Raw genomic sequence first — 19,461 nt, 5'->3', positions numbered from 1 at the left:
GCAATTTCATGGAATCCCCCAGTCCCCAACGGAACGGGGCCGCTCAGGTTGCTGCTCCTCGCCGGATTGCCGGTATTCCCACTCCTCGGCCAGCTCGTCCCAGTAGTCGGCGGACAGGCCGCGCCGTCCGTGAGCCAGCCAGCCGTCGGTGTGCCGCTCCAGGTGCAGACCCAGCTCGGCGAAGGGGTCGATCCACGGGCCGGGTTCGGCGCCCAACCGGGCCAGCGCCGCGTTGATCGGCCACTCGGCACGCGGCCCGTCGAGGAGCCGGTCGACCCGCGGGCCCCAGCTCACCTCGCCGCCCAGCCACATGACCGCCGACTGGTAGCCGAGGCCCCCGGCGAACTCCGCCTCCAGGTACGCCACCGGCCCCCGCCGTGACCAGCCGGCCAGCAGCTCGGTCAACGCCGGCGAGAGGAGCAACTGGAACGGCTGCTCCGCGCTCGGCTCGTCGGTGGCGAAGTCGGGCAGCGCGCCGGTCAACTCCTGCACGAGCTGCGGGGTCACCGGCAGCAGCGCGAAGTCCTGGCGGAGCGCGGCGAGGACGGCGTGGTCCAGCTCGGCGGTCTGTTCGCGGAGCAACTCGACGTCCGCGACCACCGCGCTGAGCTGGTAACTCATCCGAGCCCTCCGGCATCCACAGCCTGTGGATGGAACATGTGTACGAGGGATCCGGTGCCGCCGCAGATCACCGGACGGTACCTGCCGGATCGTCGGCCATCCGCCCCGTGCTGGCCGGAGCCCCGTCCGGGGCGCTCCCGCTCCGGCTCGGGTCAGGCCCGCTCGGCGACCCGGGCGACGAATGCGCGCCAGGCCGCCGGCGCGAAGACGAGCGTCGGCCCGGTGGGGTCCTTCGAGTCGCGTACGCCGATGATGCCGGGCAGGTTGTCGGCGACCTCGACACAGTCGCCCCCGTTGCCACTGCTGCGACTGCTCTTGCGCCACCGCGCGCCGATCAGGTCCATGTCTCCGCCCTTTCCGCGATGAGGTCGACAGACTGCAGCGGAACAGCGCCTGACCCCTTCGGGCACTCTCCGCTGAGGCTCGGCTCAGGCCCGCTCGGCGACCCGGACGACGAACGCCCGCCAGGCCGCCGGCGCGAAGGCCAGCGCCGGCCCGGTCGGGTCCTTCGAGTCGCGTACGCCGACGATGCCGGCCAGGTTGTCGGCGACCTCTATGCAGTTGCCGCCATTGCCGCTGCTGCGGCTGCTCTTGCGCCACCGCGCGCCGTTCAGCTCCATGTCTCCGCCACTTCCGTGATGAGATCGACTGATTGCCAGTGGGACAAGGCCTCGCCGCGCACGTTCTCCCACGCTGCCATCATCGCCGCGATGTCCTCCGGGTCGCTAACCACTTGTCCCTGGAGTTGGTTGTCGAGGTAGCCGGCGATCCGGTGGTCGTGGCTGGTGGCGATCACGAAGGGCCCGTTGAGACCCGCGTAGGCGCCCACCGTGGACGGCACGACGTGCACCCGGATGTGCGGCTCGGCGCACGCCGTGACCAGGGCCCGCAGTTGCTCGTGCATGATCGCCCGGCCCCCGACCGGCCGGCGGAGGACCGCCTCGTCGACGACGGCCGTGAACTGCGGCGGGTCGTCCCGCCGGAGGATGCCCTGCCGGGCGAGCCGGGCCGCCAGATGCCGTTCCACGTCGCCCCGGGGAAGCTGGCCGGCGCCCGCGAGCACCGCACGGGCGTACTCCTCGGTCTGAAGGAGGCCGGGCAGCACGACCGATTCATACGACCGCAGCGACATCGCCTCACGCTCGACCTCCTGCCAGGGGCGGAACCAGATCGGGTCACGACGTCTCGATGTGTCCGGCCATATGTCCGCTACGTCCCGGCCGAGGGCTTCGGCCGCCGTGAAGCGGTGCCGAGGGTGCGGGATGCGGCCCTCGGTCAGCCAGCGTGCGACCGTCTTCGGGTCGACGCCGACGCGTTCGGCGAGGGATTCGGTGGTGTGCCCGGTGTCGCTCAACGCCGCCCGTAGCGCGTCGTTCACGGCCCCTCCATCGGATGTCTCGAATATCCGCCGACCATATAGCTACGCGGTGTACCTGTCCGGTGACGCGCGGAAGGGTGGTCGCACAGGACGGCGCGGCCGGTGGAGGTGATCCAGCCCGGCGGCCGGCGTCAGTCAGGGGCCGCCTCGACGGGGAGGCGGGGCGGCCCTCTCCACCGCGAAGGAGGCCCGCCCATGCCGCCCAGGTCCCGCGTCACCGTCGGCGCCACGATCCGCGTCCCGGCCGACGCGTACCGCTTCGGGAAGGGCCCGCTGACCCTGTGGATCACCGAGGTGCTGAGCGTCGGCCGGTTCGAGGGGGCGCTCTGGGCCGAGCTGCGCGGCCACGAGGTGAACCCGGACGGCACGCTCCGCATCCGCCAGCGCTTCGCCTTCGTCCGGGTCGATCGGGCCGTCGCCGTCGAGGTGCCGTCGCGGTGAGCCGCCGCCGGGAGCACGTCCCCACCCGACCCACCTGGCGCTGCCAGGCGTGCGGGATCGCCTGGCCCTGCTCGGCGGCGAAGCTGCGGCTGCTCGCCGAGTACCGCCACGACCGGGCCGCGCTCACCGTCTATCTGGCGACCCTCCAGGCCGAGGCCGCGGAAGAATTGGCCGGTTCCGACCACGACACGTCTCCGGCGGCCCTGATTGACCGGTTCGTCTCCTGGGCCCGCGCCCGCGGGTGACCTTTCTTGCTTACGACGAAGGGCCGGCCCATGCGGGGGCCGGCCCTTCGTGTCGCTCTGTCGAGCGGAGGATACGAGATTCGAACTCGTGAGGGTGTTAACCCAACACGCTTTCCAAGCGTGCGCCCTAGGCCTCTAGGCGAATCCTCCGCGAGCCAGAATACAGGTCCCCGGCGGGCCGGCCACCCCACCACCCCCTGATGATCCACCCGGAGTCGGGTAGGCTGGGTGTCACCTCCCGTGCGGCGGTACCTCGTGAACCTCCCCAGGGCCGGAAGGCAGCAAGGATAAGCGAGCTCTGCCGGGTGCACGGGAGGCCTTTTTGTCTCCGGGCGCCGGTACCGTACCTGCGGGTCGGGTCACGGGGTGGTGGGTGGTCACCCGCGCCTGACCGGCGCAGAATGGCTCGGTCGAGAGGAGGCGGTACGCGTGACGCTGGCGCTCTACCGCAAGTACCGGCCGCGTACCTTCGCCGAGATGATCGGCCAGGAGCAGGTCACCGAGCCGCTGTCACAGGCGCTGCGCAGCGGCCGGCTCAACCACGCCTACCTCTTCTCCGGCCCGCGCGGCTGCGGCAAGACCTCCAGCGCCCGGATCCTGGCCCGCTCGCTCAACTGTGAGCAGGGCCCCACCCCCGAGCCGTGCGGGACGTGCGGGTCCTGCCGCTCGCTGGCCCCCGACGGCGGCGGTTCGATCGACGTCATCGAGATTGACGCGGCCAGTCACGGCGGCGTCGACGACGCCCGGGAGCTGCGCGAGAAGGCCTTCTTCGCCCCGGCCGGCAGCCGCTTCAAGATCTATATCATCGACGAGGCGCACATGGTCTCGTCGGCCGGCTTCAACGCCCTGCTGAAGCTGGTCGAGGAGCCGCCGGAGTACGTCAAGTTCATCTTCGCCACCACCGAGCCGGAGAAGGTCCTCGGCACGATCAAGTCGCGGACCCACCACTACCCGTTCCGGCTGTTCCCGCCGAAGGTGCTCCGGCCGTACCTGGAGCAGCTCACCGAGGCGGAGGGGGTGACCGTCGAGCCGGCGGTCTTCCCGCTGGTGGTGCGCGCCGGTGGGGGCAGCATGCGGGACAGCCTCTCCGTGCTCGACCAGCTCATCGCGGGCGCCGGCCCGGAGGGGGTCGGCTACGCTCGGGCCGCCGCGCTGCTCGGCGTGACCGACTCGGCGCTGATCGACGAGATGTGCGACGCGCTCGCCGCCGGGGACGGCGCCGCCGCGTACGCCACCGTCGACCGGGTCGCCGAGGCCGGGCACGATCTGCGCCGGTTCGCCTCGGACCTGCTGGAACGGCTGCGCGACCTGATCGTCCTCCAGCAGGTGCCGGACGCCGCCGCCAAGGGCCTTATCGACGGCCCGGCCGACCAGATCGAGCGGATGACGGCCCAGGCCCAGCGGCTCGGCCCGGGCACCCTGTCCCGCTGCGCCGACATCGTGCACAACGGCCTGGTCGACATGCGCGGCACCACCGCGCCCCGGCTGCTGCTCGAGCTGATCTGCGCCCGGATGATGCTGCCCGGCGCGGACGACTCCACCGGCGGCCTGCTCCAGCGCCTGGAGCGGATGGAACGGCGGCTCACCCTGGGTGCCGCCGAGCTGCCGCCGGCCGCCGCCGGCCCCGCGCCGGTCGCCCCCGCTTCCCAGGTACGCCCCGAGCCCGCCCCCGCCGCCCCGAGCGCGCCCGCCCCCGCCGTGGAGCCGCAGGACGTCCCCGCTCCGGCGGCGAGCCCCGTGTCGCCGGCCCCGGTCACCCCGTCGGCCGCGCCCCGGCGGGTGCCGCCGGAGGCGGTGATGCCCGACCCGGCGACCCCCGCACCACCCCGGCCGGGCAGCGGCTCGCCGGCCGCGCTGGACGCCGTCGCGGTACGCCGGGTCTGGCCGGACGTGGTCGGCAAGGTCAACCGGACCAACAAGCGGATCGCCGCCCTGATGCGCGATGCCGTTGTCCGGGACCTGGACGGCGACACCCTGGTGCTGACCGTGAAGTCGTCGGTGCTGGCCAAGATGATGTCCGACCACGCGCAGGTGCTCACCGACGCGCTCTACGAGGAGTTGGGCGGGCGCTGGCAGATCCGCTGCGAGGTGGCGGGCGAGCGGGGCGGCGTCTCGCTCTCCGGGCCGCCCCGGGCCGCGACAGCCGCCCCCGCCCGGCCCGCGCCGCCCGCTGCGCCTCCGGCTGGTCCGGCGACCGGCGGTCTGGCCGCGACGACGGGCGGTCCGGCGTTGAACGGCGGTCAGGGCGCGACCACGGGTGGTCCGGCGGGTTCGACCCGCCCGGGCGGTGGCCCGGCGTCGGGCCGTACCGGAGGAAGCGGCGGGCCCGCCCCGGCTGCCGAGCACGAGGACGACTGGCCCGAGCCGGCCCGGCCCGGCAGGGCCGCATCCGGCCCGGACGACACCGGCGACGTGGGCGACGACTGGCCCGAACCGGCGCGGCTGGGCGGCGCCCCGGTGAGCGCTCCGGCTGCGGCGACCGGTCCGGCGGGCCCGCCCACCCGGCCGGGCCTCCCGGCGGGCGCTCCGGCCTCCGGAGCCGCCCCGGCAGCCGCCACCCCGGCCACGCCCCGGCAGCCGGCCGCCCCGGCTGGCACCGGCGCGCCGGTGAGCAGCGCCATCGCGGCCGCCCGCGCCGCCGCCGCCGGCCGCGCGCCCCGTACCGCCCAGCCGGCCCGGCCGACCGCGGACAGCGACTGGGCGGGCGAACCGCCGTACGACCCCGACTACGACGGGCCGGTCCCGTCCGGCGGCGGGCGACCGGGGTCGCCGCCGGCGGCGACCCCGGTCTACGAGGGGTTCGACCCCGGCGACGAGCCGCTGGACGACGTGATCGACGAGAAAACGGCCCGGGAGTCCAACGAGGAGCAGGCGGTACGGCTGCTCCGCGAGGCGCTCGGCGCCGAGAAGATCGACGAGGTGGACGCCCGCTAGGGCCAAGTCCTGTCGATCATGCCACCCGGATGACAGCGGCGATGGGAGCCAGCCTGGCTCGGTAGCGCCACCGGCACGCTCCCGGGCCGATCACCGGTCCTCGCCAGCACCGGACGGGCCCACGGCTGCCAGCCCAGGCCCGTCCGGTCCACACCTCACGCCATGGAGAATCTGCGGTCGGGGCCGTGCCCCTCCGCCACTCCAGACCCCAGCGTCACACGGGTCACTCGGCCCAGGCGGGCAGGCCGTGCGGGTGCGCCTCGGCGAGCAGCCGCTCCGGGCCGGTGCCGACCCGGGCCCTCAGTTGGAAGTGGTGCCGGCCGTTCACCGGGTACGGCTCGAACAGCAGGTGCGCGAAGGGCATGCCGGTCGCCGCCAGCCGGTCCAGTTCGGCGGTCACCCGAGCCCACTCCGCGGACGGCACGTACTGCCGCATGACCGAGTGCCACACCACGGTGAGCGTGCCAGGCTGCGGGTCGAGCTGCGCCAGGAAGTCCGCCGCGCCGACCGGCGTGATCTGGACGGGTAGCCGCCGGGCCAGTTCCAGCGCCCCGGCCAGCCGGGCGGCCCGGGCGGTGTGCTCCGGCCAGACGTACGCCCGCAGCGCGAGGCCCCCGTCGTCGCTGGTCGGGTCGAGCGGGGTGACGTCGCAGCCGAGCCGCTCCACCACGGTCAGCTCCGGGTACGCCTCCGCCCCGGCACGCAGCCAGCCGGGCACCCTGTCCCGCCAGGCGTCCGGCAGCCGTACCGGAGAGTCGGCGGGCCCCCAGGCGAAGTCCGGCGCCTCCACCCGGAACCGGTCGGTGCGCAGGTTCAGCCCGGCGCTCGCGCCGAGCTCGACCAGGCGTACCGGCAGCCCGCCCACCTGGTCGACCGCGTACAGCAGGCCGGCGAGCAGCAGGTTTGCCCGGCCGACCTCGTTGGTTTGCGGCGGGCGCCGCAGCCAGCCGCGCAGTGCGCCGTGCTCGGCCGCGACGACCTCCTGGAACGCGGCCCAGCAGGTCTCCGCGTCGTCCGGCGCGTACGCCCCGCCGGCGCTCGGGTAGAACTGGGCCAGCTCCGGTGCCCGGCCGGTGAGTACCAGCGCGTGCACCCCGCCGAGCAGCCGCAGCGGCACCGCGGCGGCGGCCGGCGCGTCCACCCAATCGGCGATGGCCTCGGCGCACACGCCACCGGCCCGGGCGTCCGCAGCGGCGCGGACGAGCAGGTCGGCGTAGAGGGCGGCGTCCATGTTCCGGCACGCGTGCGCCTGTTGTTCCATGACGGCGGCGGCCTGTTCCCGGGACATCCGGACTCCTTCCGATCGCTCCCGTGATCGTCCGCCGGCATGCCGGGTCAAAGGAAGCACCGGGCAGGGCGAGGCCGCTCACAGCGGTTGGGCGGAGCACGAATCCGGACGCTGAGGCACCAATCGGCGACGTCGACGTCCCGGCCGGTCAGCGCAGTTGATCGTGCTCTAGCATCGGCGGCCCCACCCAAGATCAGGCAGGTCGACGTGCCTCGGTACCTCTCCGTTCCGGAGCGCCTCGGCGTGTTCGGTCTCGGCGTAGGTGCGGCGGCGGCGGCCTGGCCGGCCACGGTCTCGGCGACCGGCGTGGCACTGCCGTGTCCGCTGCGTTGGCTCACCGGTGTGCCCTGCCCCGCCTGCGGACTCACCACGGCCTCCGTGGCACTGGTCCGCGGCGACGTCGCCGGTTCCGTCGCCGCCAACCCGGCGGTCCTCGCGCTGGCCGCCCTGGCCCTGGTCGTCGGACCGCTGCTCGGGCTGCGGGCGATCGGTGCGCTGCCGCCACCTGTGCCGTGGTCGCAGCGCGCTCGACGGCATCTCGGGTGGGGTCTCGGCCTGCTCGCACTCGCGAACTGGGCCTGTCAGCTCAACCGGCTCGGCATTGGCTGAGCCACCCCTACAGGAGTAACCGTGAACTACGCCAACTGGCCCACCCGGGCCGGCGCCTACCTGATCGACGGGTTGATCGCCTCGCCCTTCTTCCTGCTCGCCCGGATCTTCGAACCGACGGTCGATCCCACCACGGGCGCGACTTCCGGCAACCAGGCCCTCTTCGTTCTCTTCTTCCTGCCGGGCGTGCTGCTGGTGGGCTACAACCGGTGGTACCTGGGCGGAAAGACCGGCCGGAGCTGGGGGAAGAAGGCCCTGGGTGTCTCGCTCCTGAGGGAGAGCACCGGACAGCCGATCGGTATGGGCAAGGCCTTCCTCCGGGACCTGGCCCACGTCGCCGACACCCTCACCTGCTACATCGGATGGCTCTTCCCGCTCTGGGACACCAAGCGGCAGACCTTCGCCGACAAGATCGTCAAGACCGTGGTCGTGAAGGGCTGAGGTGCGGGGGCCGGTCGTGGGCGGCGGAACCCTCCGCGGCCGGTCACACTAGGCTGGAACTGACCGTTACTTCGACCCAGGAGTCGCCGTGCGTCCGGGTGGACAGCCGAACATGCAGCAGATGCTGAAGCAGGCGCAGAAGATGCAGCAGCAGATCGCCAAGGCGCAGGCCGAGCTGGCCGAGGCCGAGCTGACCGGCACCGCCGGTGGCGGCCTGGTCACCGCGACCGTGAGCGGCGCCGGTGAGATCAAGAGCATCAAGATCGACCCGAAGGCGGTCGACCCGGAGGACGTGGAGACCCTGGAGGACCTGGTCGTCGCGGCCCTGCACAACGCCGCCGAGGCGGCCAAGGAGCTGACCGAGAAGAAGATGGGTCCGGTCGCCGGCGGCATGGGCGGCCTCGGCCTGCCCGGTTTCTGAGCCGGCTGATGTACGAAGGTGCCATCCAGGACCTGATCGACGAGCTGGGGCGGCTGCCGGGCGTCGGCCCGAAGAGTGCCCAGCGGATCGCGTTCCACGTCCTGTCGGCGGATCCTGCCGACGTCAACCGGTTGGCCGGCGCGTTGCGCAAGGTCAAGGAGCTGGTCCGGTTCTGCACCACCTGCTACAACGTGGCCGAGTCCGACCAGTGCCGGATCTGCCGCGACCCGCGCCGCACCGACGAGGTGCTCTGCGTGGTCGAGGAGCCCAAGGACGTGGTGGCGATCGAGCGGACCGGTGAGTTCCGGGGCCGCTACCACGTGCTCGGCGGGGCGATCAACCCGCTGGAGGGCATCGGGCCGGACAACCTGCGCATCCGCGAGCTGATGACCCGGCTCAGCGGCGGGACGGTCCGGGAGCTGATCCTGGCCACCGACCCGAACACCGAGGGCGAGGCGACGGCGACGTACCTGGCGCTGATGGTCAAGCCGATGGGCATCTCGGTCACCCGGCTGGCCAGCGGCCTGCCGGTCGGCGGTGACCTGGAGTACGCCGACGAGATCACCCTCGGCCGCGCCTTCGAGGGCCGCCGCGCGGTCTGAGCCGTCGTACGGACGGCCGAGTCGTATCCGACGGGTCCACGCGAACAGGCGTGGACCCGTCGGCGTTCCCTGGGGCGCCGGCGCACCATCAGAGCGCGCCCGGGACCCTGCCCCCGGCGGCATCCCCCTGGCCCGGGGCGATCTTGGGCAGTTGCCGTTCCTACGGATTCGGTCGGACGGGGGTTGGTTCCCGGGCGGAAACGCCGCTGGCCGGCACCCCGCTCGGGGTGCCGGCCAGCGTTGATCGTTCAGGTGGGTCAGCTGTTCCAGTGCTTGGCGACCAGGTCGGCGGCCTGCTGCTCCCACTGGGCGTAGTGGTCCGGGTAGGCCGAGACCTGCACGGTCTGCGCGGCCTCGGTCAGCGGCATGTCCTTCCACCCGTCGACCTGCTTCAGACCCTTCAGGAACGCCATCGTGGAGTACTCCGGGTCGGTGATCTGCTCGACCGTGCCCCAACCCGAGGACGGGCGCTGCTGGAACAGGCCCTGCGAGTCGTAGTCGTTGCGCTCACCCAGGTGACCCAGGTTCTCCAGCTTCGACTCCTGCAGCGACGTGGCGATGGCCACCACGGCGGCCCGCTCGTCCATGCCCGACTTCTTCGTGGCGGCGATGATCGCCTTGACGTTCTTCGTCTGCTCGCTGTCCAGGTCGATGCGGGACTGCTTGCCCTGCACGCCGTGCGGGATCAGCTTGCCCTTGTCCACGCCCGGCTTGTCGGCCTGCACCACCGCAACCGACTTGGCGTCGACTGCGGGGGCGGCGTGGGCCTCGGTGACCGGGCCGGCGAAGACGCCACCGGCGAAGGCCAGACCAGCGATACCCAGCACGCTCTTACGCAGAATGGTGGTGTTCATGGGGGAAGCTCCTTCAGGGGGTTGACGCCGCCGGTCGACCGGGGGATCGACGTGACAGGCGGCGTAAGCACCACGAGCAGGCGCTCAAAGATCAAGGGAAAAAGTCTCTGCCCGGCAGGCTTCACGAGCGGGGGGGCGCCGGGTCCAGGTGTAACGACCGGCGGCCCGCCATCATTCCGGGGGCCCGCATCCCGGGCCGGCCACGCGTTCGGGCCAGGCCAGCGGGTGCTGCTGCGATCGTCCAGGTGGTGTAACGAGCCCGGGCCGGCCACCACTCCGGCGTGCGGGTGCCGCCGGTCACGGGACTGCGCGCCCGATCCGGGCACGAACCGGACATCGCGCCGGACCGTCCCGCCCCGGTGGCGGGCCCGATCCGTCCGCCTGACGGCAGGTGGGGCGGGTGTCCGCGTACTCGAAAAGAAGCCGGCGGGGCCGGGCGGTGGTCCGGAGGGTGGTTTGCGGTGCTTTGGTGGCCTCTGGCCGGCGGTGCGCGATCGGTCCGGGGCGGGGTGCAGGGTGTGACAGGTCCGTTTGTCGACGGATCCGAGGCTGTCAGACGCGGCCGCTTGGTGTCGGCTTGATAGCGATTGCCTAACGGCCGTTCCGCTTCGGTGAGTCCTTGTCATAGCCTCCCGCTCACGGACCGGCCATGAAACCGGCGTGGTCACGCGGATGACAGAGGTGAGAGATGCAGGCGAGAAGGCTTAGAACGGCCGTGACCCTCGCGGCCGTTGCAGCCCTGGCGGTCGGCGCGGCCGGCTGTGCGGAAAGCGACCGCAGCGGCGACAGCGGCGAGGCCAAGACGGGCGGCACCTTCATCTTCGCGGGTGCCGGTGACCCCAAGAACTTCGACCCGATTTTCAACGACGACGGTGAGTCGTTCCGGCCGATCCGGCAGATGTACGACACCCTCATTCAGCACAAGCCGGGCACGGCGGAGCTTCAGGGTGGCCTGGCGGAGAGCTGGGAGCACGACCCCGAGGGCAAGGTCTGGACCTTCAAGCTGCGCCAGGGCGTGAAGTTCCACGACGGCACCGCCTTCAACGCTTCGGCGGTCTGCTTCAACTTCGACCGCTGGTACAACATGAAGGGCGCCGCCGCCCAGTCGCAGATGATCTACTACATGGACGTCTTCGGCGGCTTTGCGAAGAACGAGAGCCCCGACGCCGGCAAGCCGGTCTACAACAAGTGCGAGGCCAAGGACGACGGCACCGCCGTCATCACCCTCAACCAGTACAAGGGTGCGTTCCCCGGCGCCTTCGCGCTGACCGCGCTCTCGATCGCCAGCCCGGAGGCCCTGAAGAAGGGCGACGCCGACACGGTCAAGCAGAACGGCGACTCGTTCGAGTACAGCTCGTTCGCCACCAGCGGCCCGGTCGGCACCGGTCCGTTCACGTTCGGCGGCTGGGACAAGGCCAAGAACGAGGTCACCCTGAACCGGAACCCGGACTACTTCGGGGAGAAGGCCAAGGTCGACAAGCTGATCATCAAGATCATCAAGGACGAGAACACCCGCAAGCAGGAGCTGCGCGCGGGCACCGTCCAGGGCATCGACTTCCCGGCCCCGGCCGACCGCAAGGCGCTCGAGGGTGAGGGCTTCCAGGTCGTCGCCCGGCCGGCGTTCAACATCCTCTACCTGGGCATCAACCAGAAGAACCCGAAGCTGAAGGACCTGCGGGTGCGCCAGGCGATCGCCTACGCCCTCAACCGTCAGCAGCTCGTGCAGACCAAGGGCCCGGGTGGCTCGAAGGTCGCCGACGAGTTCATGCCGGACACCGTGCTCGGCTACGCCCCGGACGTGCAGAAGTACGAGTACAACCCGGAGAAGGCCAAGCAGCTGCTCAAGGAGGCCGGCGCCGAGGGTCTGACCCTCAACTTCTACTACCCGCCGGACGTCTCCCGGCCGTACATGCCGAACCCCCAGGAGATCTTCACGATCCTCGCCAACGACCTGCAGGCCGTGGGCATCAAGGTCAACGGCGTGCCGCGTCCGTGGAACGGTGGCTTCAAGGACGACGTGCAGCAGTTCGGCAAGCAGGACCTGCACATCCTGGGCTGGACCGGTGACTACAACGACCCGGGCAACTTCGTCGGCACGTTCTTCGGCCGCGGCAAGGTCGAGTTCGGCGACCAGTCGATGACCGAGATGTTCGACGCCATCGCCAAGGCCGACGGCACCGTCGACGAGGCGGCCAAGAAGGCGGCCTGGGAGCAGGTCAACCGGGACATCGCCAGCAAGTGGCTGCCGGCCGTGCCGGTCTGGCACGCCCCGCCGGCCATCGTCGTCACCAAGGACGTCAAGGGTCTGGTCGCCAGCCCGCTGACCGACGAGCGGTTCAACACGGTCAGCGTCACCAAGTGACGTACGTCGGCTGACGCCGTAGGCGCGTATCGGCCCGGGTCCGGGGCTCCATCCCGGCCCGGGCCGATTCCGCGAACATCGAGAGTCTGGTGTGTGAGAGATGTTGCGAGTCATAGTCCGCCGCCTGCTGCAGTTGGTGGTGACGCTGATAGCGCTGTCGGCGCTGATCTTCATCTGGCTGCGGAACCTGCCCGGCGGCCCGGTCGAGGCGCTGCTCGGCGAGCGGGCGACCCCCGAGCGCCGCGCCCTGCTGATCAAGGCGCTCGGCTACGACCAGCCGATCCTGGTGCAGTACGGCAAGTTCATGCAGCGAGTCCTCACCGGCGACTTCGGCAACTCGATCCGGACCGGTGACCCGGTCAGCGAGGTGATCGGGCGCGCCTTCCCCGCCACCATCGAGCTGGCTCTCGCCGCGATGATCATCGCGGTGGGCCTGGGCATCCCGCTCGGCTACCTCGCTGCCCGCTGGCGCGGTCGCTCCCTCGACAACCTGACGATCGCCGGCACCCTGGTCGGTATCTCGATCCCGATCTTCTTCCTGGGCTACCTGCTCAAGGACGTGTTCACCCAGAACATCCACTGGTTCCCGCCGTCCGGGCGGGTCACCACCGGGCTGGACAACACGAACGTCACCGGGTTCTACGTCCTCGACGGGCTGCTGACCCGGGAGTTCGACGCCAGCGCCGACGCGCTCTGGCACCTGATCCTGCCGGCGGTCACGCTGGCCACCATCCCGCTGGCGGTGATCGTCCGGATCACCCGGGCCAGCGTGCTCGACGTGCTCAACGAGGACTACGTGCGCACCGCCGAGGCCAAGGGCCTGCGGCACCGCACCATCCGGGGCCGGCACATCCTGCGCAACGCCCTGCTGCCGGTGGTCACCACCATCGGCCTGCAGACCGGCGCGCTGCTCTCCGGCGCGGTGCTCACCGAGAAGGTCTACAACTGGGGTGGACTCGGCACGCTGATCGTCGACTCGATCACCGGCGGCCGGGACTACCCGGTGCTCCAGGCGATCATCCTGCTGGCCGCCCTGGTCTTCGTGGTGGTCAACCTCCTGGTCGACCTCTCCTACGCCTTCATCGACCCGAGGGTGCGTGTCCGATGACCGATCCGACCACCCAGGCCGGCGCCACGGCGCCGGCGCCCCGTACCGGTGACGAGCGCACGGGCGGCGTGAGCGAGCGGAACATCGGCCTGCTCGGCGACCGGAAGAAGGCGCGGCTGGACGAGCTGGCCCGGGCCACCGCCGACAACGGCGGCGTCAGCCTCTTCCGCGACGCGCTGCGGCGGCTCCGGCGCAACCCGGTCGCCATCGTCGGCGCCGTCATCGTCGGGCTGTTCATCCTCGTGGCGGTCTTCGCGCCGCTGATCGCGCCGCACGACCCGGCGCAGGAGTTCGACGCGCTCACCAAGAACCTGACCGTGGAGAACATCCCGGGGGCCACCGCCGGGCACCCGCTCGGCTCCGACCCGCTGGGTCGCGACTTCCTCTCCCGGCTCATCTACGGCAGCCGACAGACCCTCTTCGTCGGCGTGCTCGCCACCCTGATCGGTCTCTCCCTCGGCGTGCTGCTCGGCGCGATCGCGGGCGCCTTCGGTGGCTGGGTCGACGTCGTCCTGATGCGACTCACCGACGTGATGCTGGCGCTGCCCAGCCTGCTGCTGGCGATCACCCTGGTCGCCATGGCCAGCAAGTCCAGCCAGTGGACGGTCATCTTCGCGGTGGCCATCGTCAGCGTGCCGATCTTCGCCCGGTTGCTGCGCGGCTCGATGCTCGCCCAGCGGGAGAGCGACCACGTGCTCGCCGCGCGGGCGCTCGGTGTCAAGGAGCGCAACATCGTGCTGCGGCACATGCTGCCCAACTCGCTGACCGCGGTGATCGTGCAGGCCACGCTCACCTTCGCGGTGGCGATCCTGGACGCGGCGGCGCTCTCCTTCCTGGGTCTCGGCGACCCGGACATCAACCGCGCCGAGTGGGGCCTGATGCTCGGCGTGGACGGCGTCCACTACTTCGAGGCCCGCCCCGAGCTGGCCTATTACCCGGCGCTCGCGATCATCGTGGTCGCGCTCGGCTTCACCCTGCTGGGCGAGGCGATGCGCGACGCCATCGACCCGAAGAACCGGCGGTGAGGGCGGTGCGGCCAACCAGCACGGACGGCGTCAGCCGCCGGCGGGCGCGAGGAGTGACCTTGCGAGCCCCGCAGTCGCGGGCGAAGGACAAGTGCAGTGAGGAAGTGACCCGATGAGCCTGCTCGACGTACGCGACCTGAGCGTGGTGTTCCAGCGGCGGGGCGAGCGGCCGTTCACCGCCGTGGACAAGGTGAGCTTCAGCGTGGAGCCGGGCCAGACCGTCGGCCTGGTCGGCGAGTCCGGCTGCGGCAAGAGCGTCACCAGCCTCGCGATCATGGGCCTGCTGCCCAAGCGGGGCAACAAGGTCAGCGGCGAGGTGCTCTTCGACGGCGCCGACCTGCTCACGCTCCGCCCGGACGACATGCGGGACCGGCGTGGCCGGGACATCGGCATGATCTTCCAGGACCCGCTCTCCTCGCTGAACCCGGTGATCCCGATCGGCGTGCAGGTGGCCGAGGTGCTGGAGCGGCACCAGGGGATGGACCGCAAGAAGGCGCTGCGGGAGGCCCGGGAACTGCTCGACGCGGTCGGCATCCCGGACCCGGACCGGCGGCTGAAGGAGTACCCGCACCAGATCTCCGGCGGCATGCGGCAGCGCGCGCTGATCGCCATCGCGCTGGCCTGCAAGCCGCGGCTGCTGATCGCGGACGAGCCGACCACCGCCCTGGACGTGACCATCCAGGCGCAGATCCTCACCCTGCTCAAGCAGTTGGTCGACGAGACCGGCACCGCGCTCATCATGATCACGCACGATCTCGGTGTGGTGGCCGGCCTCTGCGACACGGTCAACGTGCTCTACGGCGGCAAGGTGGTCGAGCGGGCGGCCCGGCACGAGCTGTTCGCCCGGGCCCGGCACCCGTACACCCACGGGCTGCTCAGCTCGGTGCCCCGGCTCGACTCGCCGCGCGGCGAGCGGCTGCACGCCATCCGCGGCTCGGTGGCCGACAACATCCCGTGGGCCGAGGGGTGCGCCTTCGCGCCCCGCTGCGACAACGTCGTGGACGCCTGCCTGGAGGGCCCGCCCCCGCTGGAGCCCACCGCCACCGGCGGCGACCTTCGCTGCAACAACCCCGTTTCCGAGGAGGTGGCGGTCCCGTGACCGAGCGGACCGGACCACTGGTCGAACTGCGCGACCTCAAGGTCCACTTCCCGATCAAGAGCGGCCTGCTCTTCGACCGCACCATCGGGTACGTCTACGCCGTCGACGGCGTCTCGCTCGCCATCCGGGCGGGTGAGACGTACGGGCTGGTCGGCGAGTCGGGCTGCGGCAAGTCGACGCTGGGCCGGGGCCTGCTGCGGCTGGTCGAGCCGACCGACGGCGAGATCCTCTTCGACGGCACCGACGTCCGGCAGCTCAAGGGCGAGAAGATGCGCCTGGCCCGCCGCCGGATGCAGATGATCTTCCAGGACCCGCTGTCCAGCCTGGACCCCCGGCAGTCGGTGGAGTCGCTGCTGGTCGAGGGGCTCAAGGCGCACGGCCTCGCCAACGACAAGGCGGAGACGAACCGGCGGCTGCGGGACACCCTGGAGGCGGTCGGCCTGCCCGCGTCGGCGCTGAGCAAGTACCCGCACGAGTTCTCCGGCGGCCAGCGTCAGCGCATCGGCATCGCCCGGGCGCTGGTGCTCAACCCGGAGCTGATCGTCGCCGACGAGCCGGTGTCGGCGCTCGACGTGTCCATCCAGGCGCAGGTGCTCAACCTGCTGGAGGACCTCCAGAACGAGCGCGGCCTGACGTACCTGATCATCGCGCACGACCTGGCGGTGGTCCGGCACATCGCCGACACGGTGGGCGTGATGTACCTGGGTGGCCTGGTGGAGGAGGCGTCCAGCGACGACCTCTACCGGGAGCCGATGCACCCGTACACCAGGGCGCTGATGTCGGCGGTGCCGGTGCCGGACCCGCTGGTGGAGGACCGCCGGGAGCGGATCCTGCTCGCCGGCGACCTGCCCTCGCCGACCAACCCGCCGTCCGGATGCCGCTTCCACACCCGGTGCCCGTGGGCGCAGCCGACCCGCTGCGCCGACGAACGGCCGGCGCTGCGCGAGGTGGTCGGCGGGCACAAGGTCGCCTGCCACTACGCCGAGGAGATCGCGGCCGGCCGGATCCGTCCGCACGAGGTGGAGCCGGAGCTGGTCCGGCCGGACGACGGTGGGGCGCCGGACACCGGTGAGCTGATCCCGACGCCGTGAGCACGTGCCGAGGCCCCCAACCCCGCGCGGGGTCGGGGGCCTCGGCGTGTCTCAGCCCTCCGGGCGGTTGAGCAGGGCGACCGCGACGGCGTGGACGGCGTCCAGCCCGGCCGGGTCGGCCAGCGCGGCCTTCCCGCCGGTCACCGCGTACCACTCGTCGGCGTCCTTGTACTGCACGGAGAGGGTGACCTGCCCGTCGGTGTACCGGGTCTTCAGGGTCAGCTCGCCGGTCACCACGCCGGCCTCGTCGGTCATCACCCCGCCGGGCCCGGCCACCAGGTCGGCGGTCAGCTCCCGGGGTGATGCGTCCGGCCGGGCGTCGGCGCTCATCCCGGCCCCCGGCACGGCGGCGGGCGCCGCCGGGTGGCCGTCCGCGGTCATCCCGGCGGTCGCGGCCGTCGTGCCGGTGCCGCCAGCGTCCGGTATCTGCTCCGGCGCGGGAGTCGCCCCCGCGCCGGTCACGGCTTGTTCGCCCATGTGCAACCCTCCAACATGTCGCTGAGGGCGGCCTTCTCGGCGCTGGTCACCGTCAGCCGCCAGTGATGCTTGACCGTCACCCAGCCCTCCGCGTACTTGCACCAGTACGACCGGTTCGCCGGTTTCCACTGCGACGGGTCCTGGTCACCCTTTGCCCGGTTCGAGGTCGCGGAAACCGCGATGAGCTGCGGTCGGGTCAGATCGTTGGCGAAGTCCCCGCGCTTGGCGTCGTCCCACTCGTTCGCCCCCGAGCGCCACGCATTGGCCAGCGGCACCATGTGGTCGACGTCCACGTCGGAGGGATCGGTGAAGGTGCGCCCGTCGTAGACGCTCTCCCAGTGGCCGGCGACCACGTTGCAGCCGGAGAGGCGGATGTCCTCCCCGTCGCGCTTGAGCACGCTGTCCCGGACGTCGCAGTTGGTGCCGGTGTCCCGCCAGTGCGGGAACCGCTCGCGGCTGTAGCCCCGCATCGAGCCCGCCTTCGCGACGGTCAGCTCGGCCAGCTGTTCACCGACGTTGCCGGCGCTGCTCGGCGGCGCCTCCGGCTCGTCGAGCGAGACCTCGCAACCGCCCACGCCGAGGGCGAGCACCGCGGCGAGCGCGACGGCCACCGTCCCACGGGCTCCTGATCTGGTACGCACAGACGACACCTCTCCAGCTTGCGGGCTCCCGGCGATCCCGCACAGTACCCGGGCACGGTTTCGGCGTTTCGTGGAATCTCCCACGCGGCGCGGGCAGATTGGTACCCATGACCGCACCCGCCCACGCGCTCCGGCTCCGCAGCGGCGCGGGTCGGGGCACGCTGACAGCGGCGATCCTCGCCTCCGGAATGGTCTTCCTGGACAGCACAGTGGTCAACGTGGCACTGCCCCGGCTCGGCGCCGAACTCGAGGCGACCGTCGCTGGTCTGCAATGGACGATCAACGGCTACCTGCTGACCCTGGCCGCGTTCGTGCTGCTCGGCGGGGCGTTGGGCGACCGCTTCGGCCGGCGGCGCATCTTGCTGCTCGGGGTGGTCTGGTTCGCCGTCGCCTCCGTCCTCTGCGGCCTGGCCCAGGACACCGGCTGGCTGGTCGTCGCCCGGTTCCTCCAGGGCGCCGGCGGGGCGCTGCTCACCCCCGGCTCGCTCTCCGTGCTCCAGTCGAGCTTCCACCCCGACGACCGGGGCCGGGCCATCGGCGCCTGGTCCGGGCTGGCCGGCGTGACCACCGCGCTCGGCCCCTTCATCGGTGGCTGGCTGATCGACGCGCTCTCCTGGCGGTGGATCTTCTTCATCAACCTCCCGCTGGCGGTCGCGGTGATCCTGGCCGCGCTGCGCTGGGTGCCGGAGAGCCGCGACGAAAACGCCTCGCGCAGCGGGGGGAAGCGGTTCGACGTGACCGGGGCGCTGCTCGGCGCACTCGGCCTGGCCGGCGTCACGTACGCCCTGATCGACGCCCCGGCGCGGGGCCTGCGCTCGATGCCGGTGCTGCTGGCCGCGCTGGTCGGCGTCCTCGGCGGGGTGGCCTTCGTGCTGGTGGAGCGACGCCGGGGGGAGGCGGCGATGCTGCCCATCGGGCTGTTCACCAGCCGCCTCTTCTCGGCGCTCAACCTGTTCACCGTGGTGGTCTACGCGGCGCTCGGCGGCTTCACCTTCTTCTTCGCCGTCTATCTCCAGAACGTCGTCGGTTGGTCGGCGGTCCGCACCGGGCTGGCCACCGTCCCGATGACCGTGCTGCTGCTGGTCGGTTCGGCCCGGGCCGGCGCCCTGTCGGCGCGGATCGGCCCCCGGCTGCCGCTGACCGTCGGCCCGGTGATCGCCGCCGCGGGCCTGCTGCTGCTGCGCCGGGTCGGCCCGGGCGCGTCGTACTGGGTGGACGTGCTGCCCGGCGTGCTCCTCTTCGGGCTGGGGCTGACCCTGGTGGTGGCGCCGTTGACCGCGTCGGTGCTGGCCGCCGTCGCGGACCGGTTCGCCGGGGTGGCGAGCGGCTTCAACAACGCCGCGTCCCGGGTGGGCGGCCTGCTCGCGGTGGCCGCGCTGCCGCTGCTGGTCGGCCTCTCCGGCAGCGGGTACGAGCAGCGGGCCGAGCTGACCCACGCGTACCGGGGGGCGCTGGCCTGGTGCGCCGGGCTGCTGCTGGCCGGCGCGGTCACGGCCGGTCTGCTCGTGCACCGGCCGCCCCGGCAGGCCCCGCCGTCCCAGCCCTGCCCGTCGCTGCCCGCGTCGACCCCGCCCGAGCGGTGACGGGTCGGTTGCTACGGTCGGCGGGTGGACGATCATGACGACCGGCTGCGCTACCGGCTGCTGACCGGGCCGGACGACGCCGACTTCTGCCGCCGGGTCAGCGAGGCGCTGGCCGACGGCTACCGGCTGCACGGCTCCCCGGCGATCACCTTCGACGGCGAGCGGGTCGTCGTCGCCCAGGCGGTGGTGCTCGGTGCCGGCTGGTCGGCCGGGGTCACCCCGGTCTGACCGGGCGCGTGCG

At 72.1% G+C, this 19,461-nt stretch carries 22 protein-coding genes, 1 tRNA gene and 1 other RNA gene; 15 read left to right on the top strand and 9 right to left on the bottom strand.

All coding sequences use genetic code 11. From position 1 onward, the window contains the following. Positions 1 to 6: 6 nt before the first annotated feature. The 4 genes from ACTWM8_RS29600 to ACTWM8_RS29585 all read right to left on the bottom strand — a co-directional run bounded on the left by ACTWM8_RS29600 (position 7) and on the right by ACTWM8_RS29585 (position 1,999). Positions 7 to 621 (bottom strand): hypothetical protein, encoded by a 615-nt coding sequence (locus ACTWM8_RS29600; protein WP_446211794.1) that lies wholly within the window; start codon positions 619 to 621, stop codon positions 7 to 9. A gap of 152 nt (positions 622 to 773) precedes the next feature. Continuing rightward, positions 774 to 965: a DUF397 domain-containing protein gene (locus ACTWM8_RS29595; RefSeq protein WP_446211793.1), complete on the bottom strand. Its 192-nt coding sequence runs from the start codon at positions 963 to 965 to the stop codon at positions 774 to 776. Between the two features lie 84 nt (positions 966 to 1,049). Further along, on the bottom strand, positions 1,050 to 1,241 hold the full coding sequence (locus ACTWM8_RS29590; protein WP_446211792.1) for a DUF397 domain-containing protein: 192 nt from the start codon (positions 1,239 to 1,241) through the stop codon (positions 1,050 to 1,052). Further along, entirely contained in the window at positions 1,232 to 1,999 is a 768-nt protein-coding gene (locus ACTWM8_RS29585) for a helix-turn-helix domain-containing protein (protein ID WP_446211791.1), read from the bottom strand. The genes ACTWM8_RS29590 and ACTWM8_RS29585 overlap by 10 nt, the downstream gene beginning before the upstream one ends. Positions 2,000 to 2,194: 195 nt before the next feature. Here ACTWM8_RS29585 and ACTWM8_RS29580 point away from each other — a divergent pair, with 195 nt between their 5' ends. Further along, positions 2,195 to 2,440 carry a hypothetical protein gene (locus ACTWM8_RS29580; RefSeq protein WP_154941285.1) on the top strand — a complete coding sequence of 82 codons (246 nt, stop codon included), beginning with the start codon at positions 2,195 to 2,197 and terminating at the stop codon, positions 2,438 to 2,440. After that, positions 2,437 to 2,685 carry a flavin reductase gene (locus ACTWM8_RS29575; RefSeq protein WP_446211790.1) on the top strand — a complete coding sequence of 83 codons (249 nt, stop codon included), beginning with the start codon at positions 2,437 to 2,439 and terminating at the stop codon, positions 2,683 to 2,685. Before ACTWM8_RS29580 ends, ACTWM8_RS29575 begins: the two co-directional genes overlap by 4 nt. 65 nt (positions 2,686 to 2,750) lie before the next feature. Here the strand turns inward: ACTWM8_RS29575 and ACTWM8_RS29570 are convergent. Further along, positions 2,751 to 2,835 (bottom strand) — tRNA-Ser (locus tag ACTWM8_RS29570). Positions 2,836 to 2,917: 82 nt separating this feature from the next. Between ACTWM8_RS29570 and ffs the strand changes: the two genes are divergently transcribed. Together ffs and ACTWM8_RS29560 are read left to right on the top strand one after the other, a co-directional pair. After that, positions 2,918 to 3,007: signal recognition particle sRNA small type (gene ffs, locus ACTWM8_RS29565), an RNA gene on the top strand. 107 nt (positions 3,008 to 3,114) lie between these two features. Then, complete coding sequence (locus ACTWM8_RS29560; protein WP_446211789.1) at positions 3,115 to 5,619, top strand: DNA polymerase III subunit gamma and tau; 2,505 nt, start codon at positions 3,115 to 3,117, stop codon at positions 5,617 to 5,619. Between the two features lie 223 nt (positions 5,620 to 5,842). Here the strand turns inward: ACTWM8_RS29560 and ACTWM8_RS29555 are convergent, their stop codons facing one another. Continuing rightward, on the bottom strand, positions 5,843 to 6,907 hold the full coding sequence (locus ACTWM8_RS29555; protein ID WP_446211788.1) for a DUF2332 domain-containing protein: 1,065 nt from the start codon (positions 6,905 to 6,907) through the stop codon (positions 5,843 to 5,845). 207 nt (positions 6,908 to 7,114) lie between these two features. Between ACTWM8_RS29555 and ACTWM8_RS29550 the strand changes: the two genes are divergently transcribed. From ACTWM8_RS29550 to recR, 4 genes are all read left to right on the top strand, one after another. Continuing rightward, complete coding sequence (locus ACTWM8_RS29550; RefSeq protein WP_446211787.1) at positions 7,115 to 7,516, top strand: DUF2752 domain-containing protein; 402 nt, start codon at positions 7,115 to 7,117, stop codon at positions 7,514 to 7,516. Between the two features lie 21 nt (positions 7,517 to 7,537). After that, positions 7,538 to 7,957 carry an RDD family protein gene (locus ACTWM8_RS29545; protein WP_446211786.1) on the top strand — a complete coding sequence of 140 codons (420 nt, stop codon included), beginning with the start codon at positions 7,538 to 7,540 and terminating at the stop codon, positions 7,955 to 7,957. 112 nt (positions 7,958 to 8,069) lie between these two features. Beyond that, positions 8,070 to 8,378 carry a YbaB/EbfC family nucleoid-associated protein gene (locus ACTWM8_RS29540; RefSeq protein ID WP_218896632.1) on the top strand — a complete coding sequence of 103 codons (309 nt, stop codon included), beginning with the start codon at positions 8,070 to 8,072 and terminating at the stop codon, positions 8,376 to 8,378. A gap of 8 nt (positions 8,379 to 8,386) precedes the next feature. Then, entirely contained in the window at positions 8,387 to 8,980 is a 594-nt protein-coding gene (gene recR / locus ACTWM8_RS29535; RefSeq protein WP_179802253.1) for a recombination mediator RecR, read from the top strand. Positions 8,981 to 9,237: 257 nt separating this feature from the next. On the opposite strand, the gene ACTWM8_RS29530 is transcribed toward recR, so the two are convergent. Continuing rightward, positions 9,238 to 9,834 (bottom strand): hypothetical protein, encoded by a 597-nt coding sequence (locus ACTWM8_RS29530; RefSeq protein ID WP_446211785.1) that lies wholly within the window; start codon positions 9,832 to 9,834, stop codon positions 9,238 to 9,240. A gap of 688 nt (positions 9,835 to 10,522) precedes the next feature. On the opposite strand from ACTWM8_RS29530, the gene ACTWM8_RS29525 reads away from it, so the two are divergent. The 5 genes from ACTWM8_RS29525 to ACTWM8_RS29505 all read left to right on the top strand — a co-directional run bounded on the left by ACTWM8_RS29525 (position 10,523) and on the right by ACTWM8_RS29505 (position 16,519). Continuing rightward, positions 10,523 to 12,196 (top strand): ABC transporter substrate-binding protein, encoded by a 1,674-nt coding sequence (locus tag ACTWM8_RS29525; protein ID WP_446211784.1) that lies wholly within the window; start codon positions 10,523 to 10,525, stop codon positions 12,194 to 12,196. A gap of 100 nt (positions 12,197 to 12,296) precedes the next feature. Continuing rightward, positions 12,297 to 13,304, top strand: coding sequence for an ABC transporter permease (locus tag ACTWM8_RS29520; RefSeq protein ID WP_377605230.1), 1,008 nt, complete (start codon positions 12,297 to 12,299; stop codon positions 13,302 to 13,304). After that, entirely contained in the window at positions 13,301 to 14,329 is a 1,029-nt protein-coding gene (locus ACTWM8_RS29515) for an ABC transporter permease (RefSeq protein ID WP_238450268.1), read from the top strand. Before ACTWM8_RS29520 ends, ACTWM8_RS29515 begins: the two co-directional genes overlap by 4 nt. Before the next feature lie 112 nt (positions 14,330 to 14,441). Next, positions 14,442 to 15,428 (top strand): ABC transporter ATP-binding protein, encoded by a 987-nt coding sequence (locus ACTWM8_RS29510; protein ID WP_238450267.1) that lies wholly within the window; start codon positions 14,442 to 14,444, stop codon positions 15,426 to 15,428. Continuing rightward, positions 15,425 to 16,519 (top strand): ABC transporter ATP-binding protein, encoded by a 1,095-nt coding sequence (locus ACTWM8_RS29505; protein ID WP_446211783.1) that lies wholly within the window; start codon positions 15,425 to 15,427, stop codon positions 16,517 to 16,519. Before ACTWM8_RS29510 ends, ACTWM8_RS29505 begins: the two co-directional genes overlap by 4 nt. 51 nt (positions 16,520 to 16,570) lie before the next feature. On the opposite strand, the gene ACTWM8_RS29500 is transcribed toward ACTWM8_RS29505, so the two are convergent. Both ACTWM8_RS29500 and ACTWM8_RS29495 read right to left on the bottom strand, forming a co-directional pair. Further along, positions 16,571 to 16,996 (bottom strand): hypothetical protein, encoded by a 426-nt coding sequence (locus tag ACTWM8_RS29500; RefSeq protein WP_446211782.1) that lies wholly within the window; start codon positions 16,994 to 16,996, stop codon positions 16,571 to 16,573. Beyond that, a complete protein-coding gene (locus ACTWM8_RS29495) occupies positions 16,978 to 17,637 on the bottom strand; it encodes an HNH endonuclease family protein (RefSeq protein WP_446211781.1) in 660 nt (219 codons plus the stop codon). The genes ACTWM8_RS29500 and ACTWM8_RS29495 overlap by 19 nt, the downstream gene beginning before the upstream one ends. Before the next feature lie 107 nt (positions 17,638 to 17,744). On the opposite strand from ACTWM8_RS29495, the gene ACTWM8_RS29490 reads away from it, so the two are divergent. Then, positions 17,745 to 19,220, top strand: coding sequence for an MFS transporter (locus ACTWM8_RS29490; RefSeq protein ID WP_446211780.1), 1,476 nt, complete (start codon positions 17,745 to 17,747; stop codon positions 19,218 to 19,220). Positions 19,221 to 19,244: 24 nt separating this feature from the next. Further along, complete coding sequence (locus ACTWM8_RS29485) at positions 19,245 to 19,448, top strand: DUF1737 domain-containing protein (RefSeq protein WP_446211779.1); 204 nt, start codon at positions 19,245 to 19,247, stop codon at positions 19,446 to 19,448. The last annotated feature ends 13 nt before the right edge of the window (positions 19,449 to 19,461 follow it).

The organism is Micromonospora sp. IBSANI012 (assembly GCF_052814045.1).
This window is presented reverse-complemented; position numbering and strand designations above follow the sequence as displayed.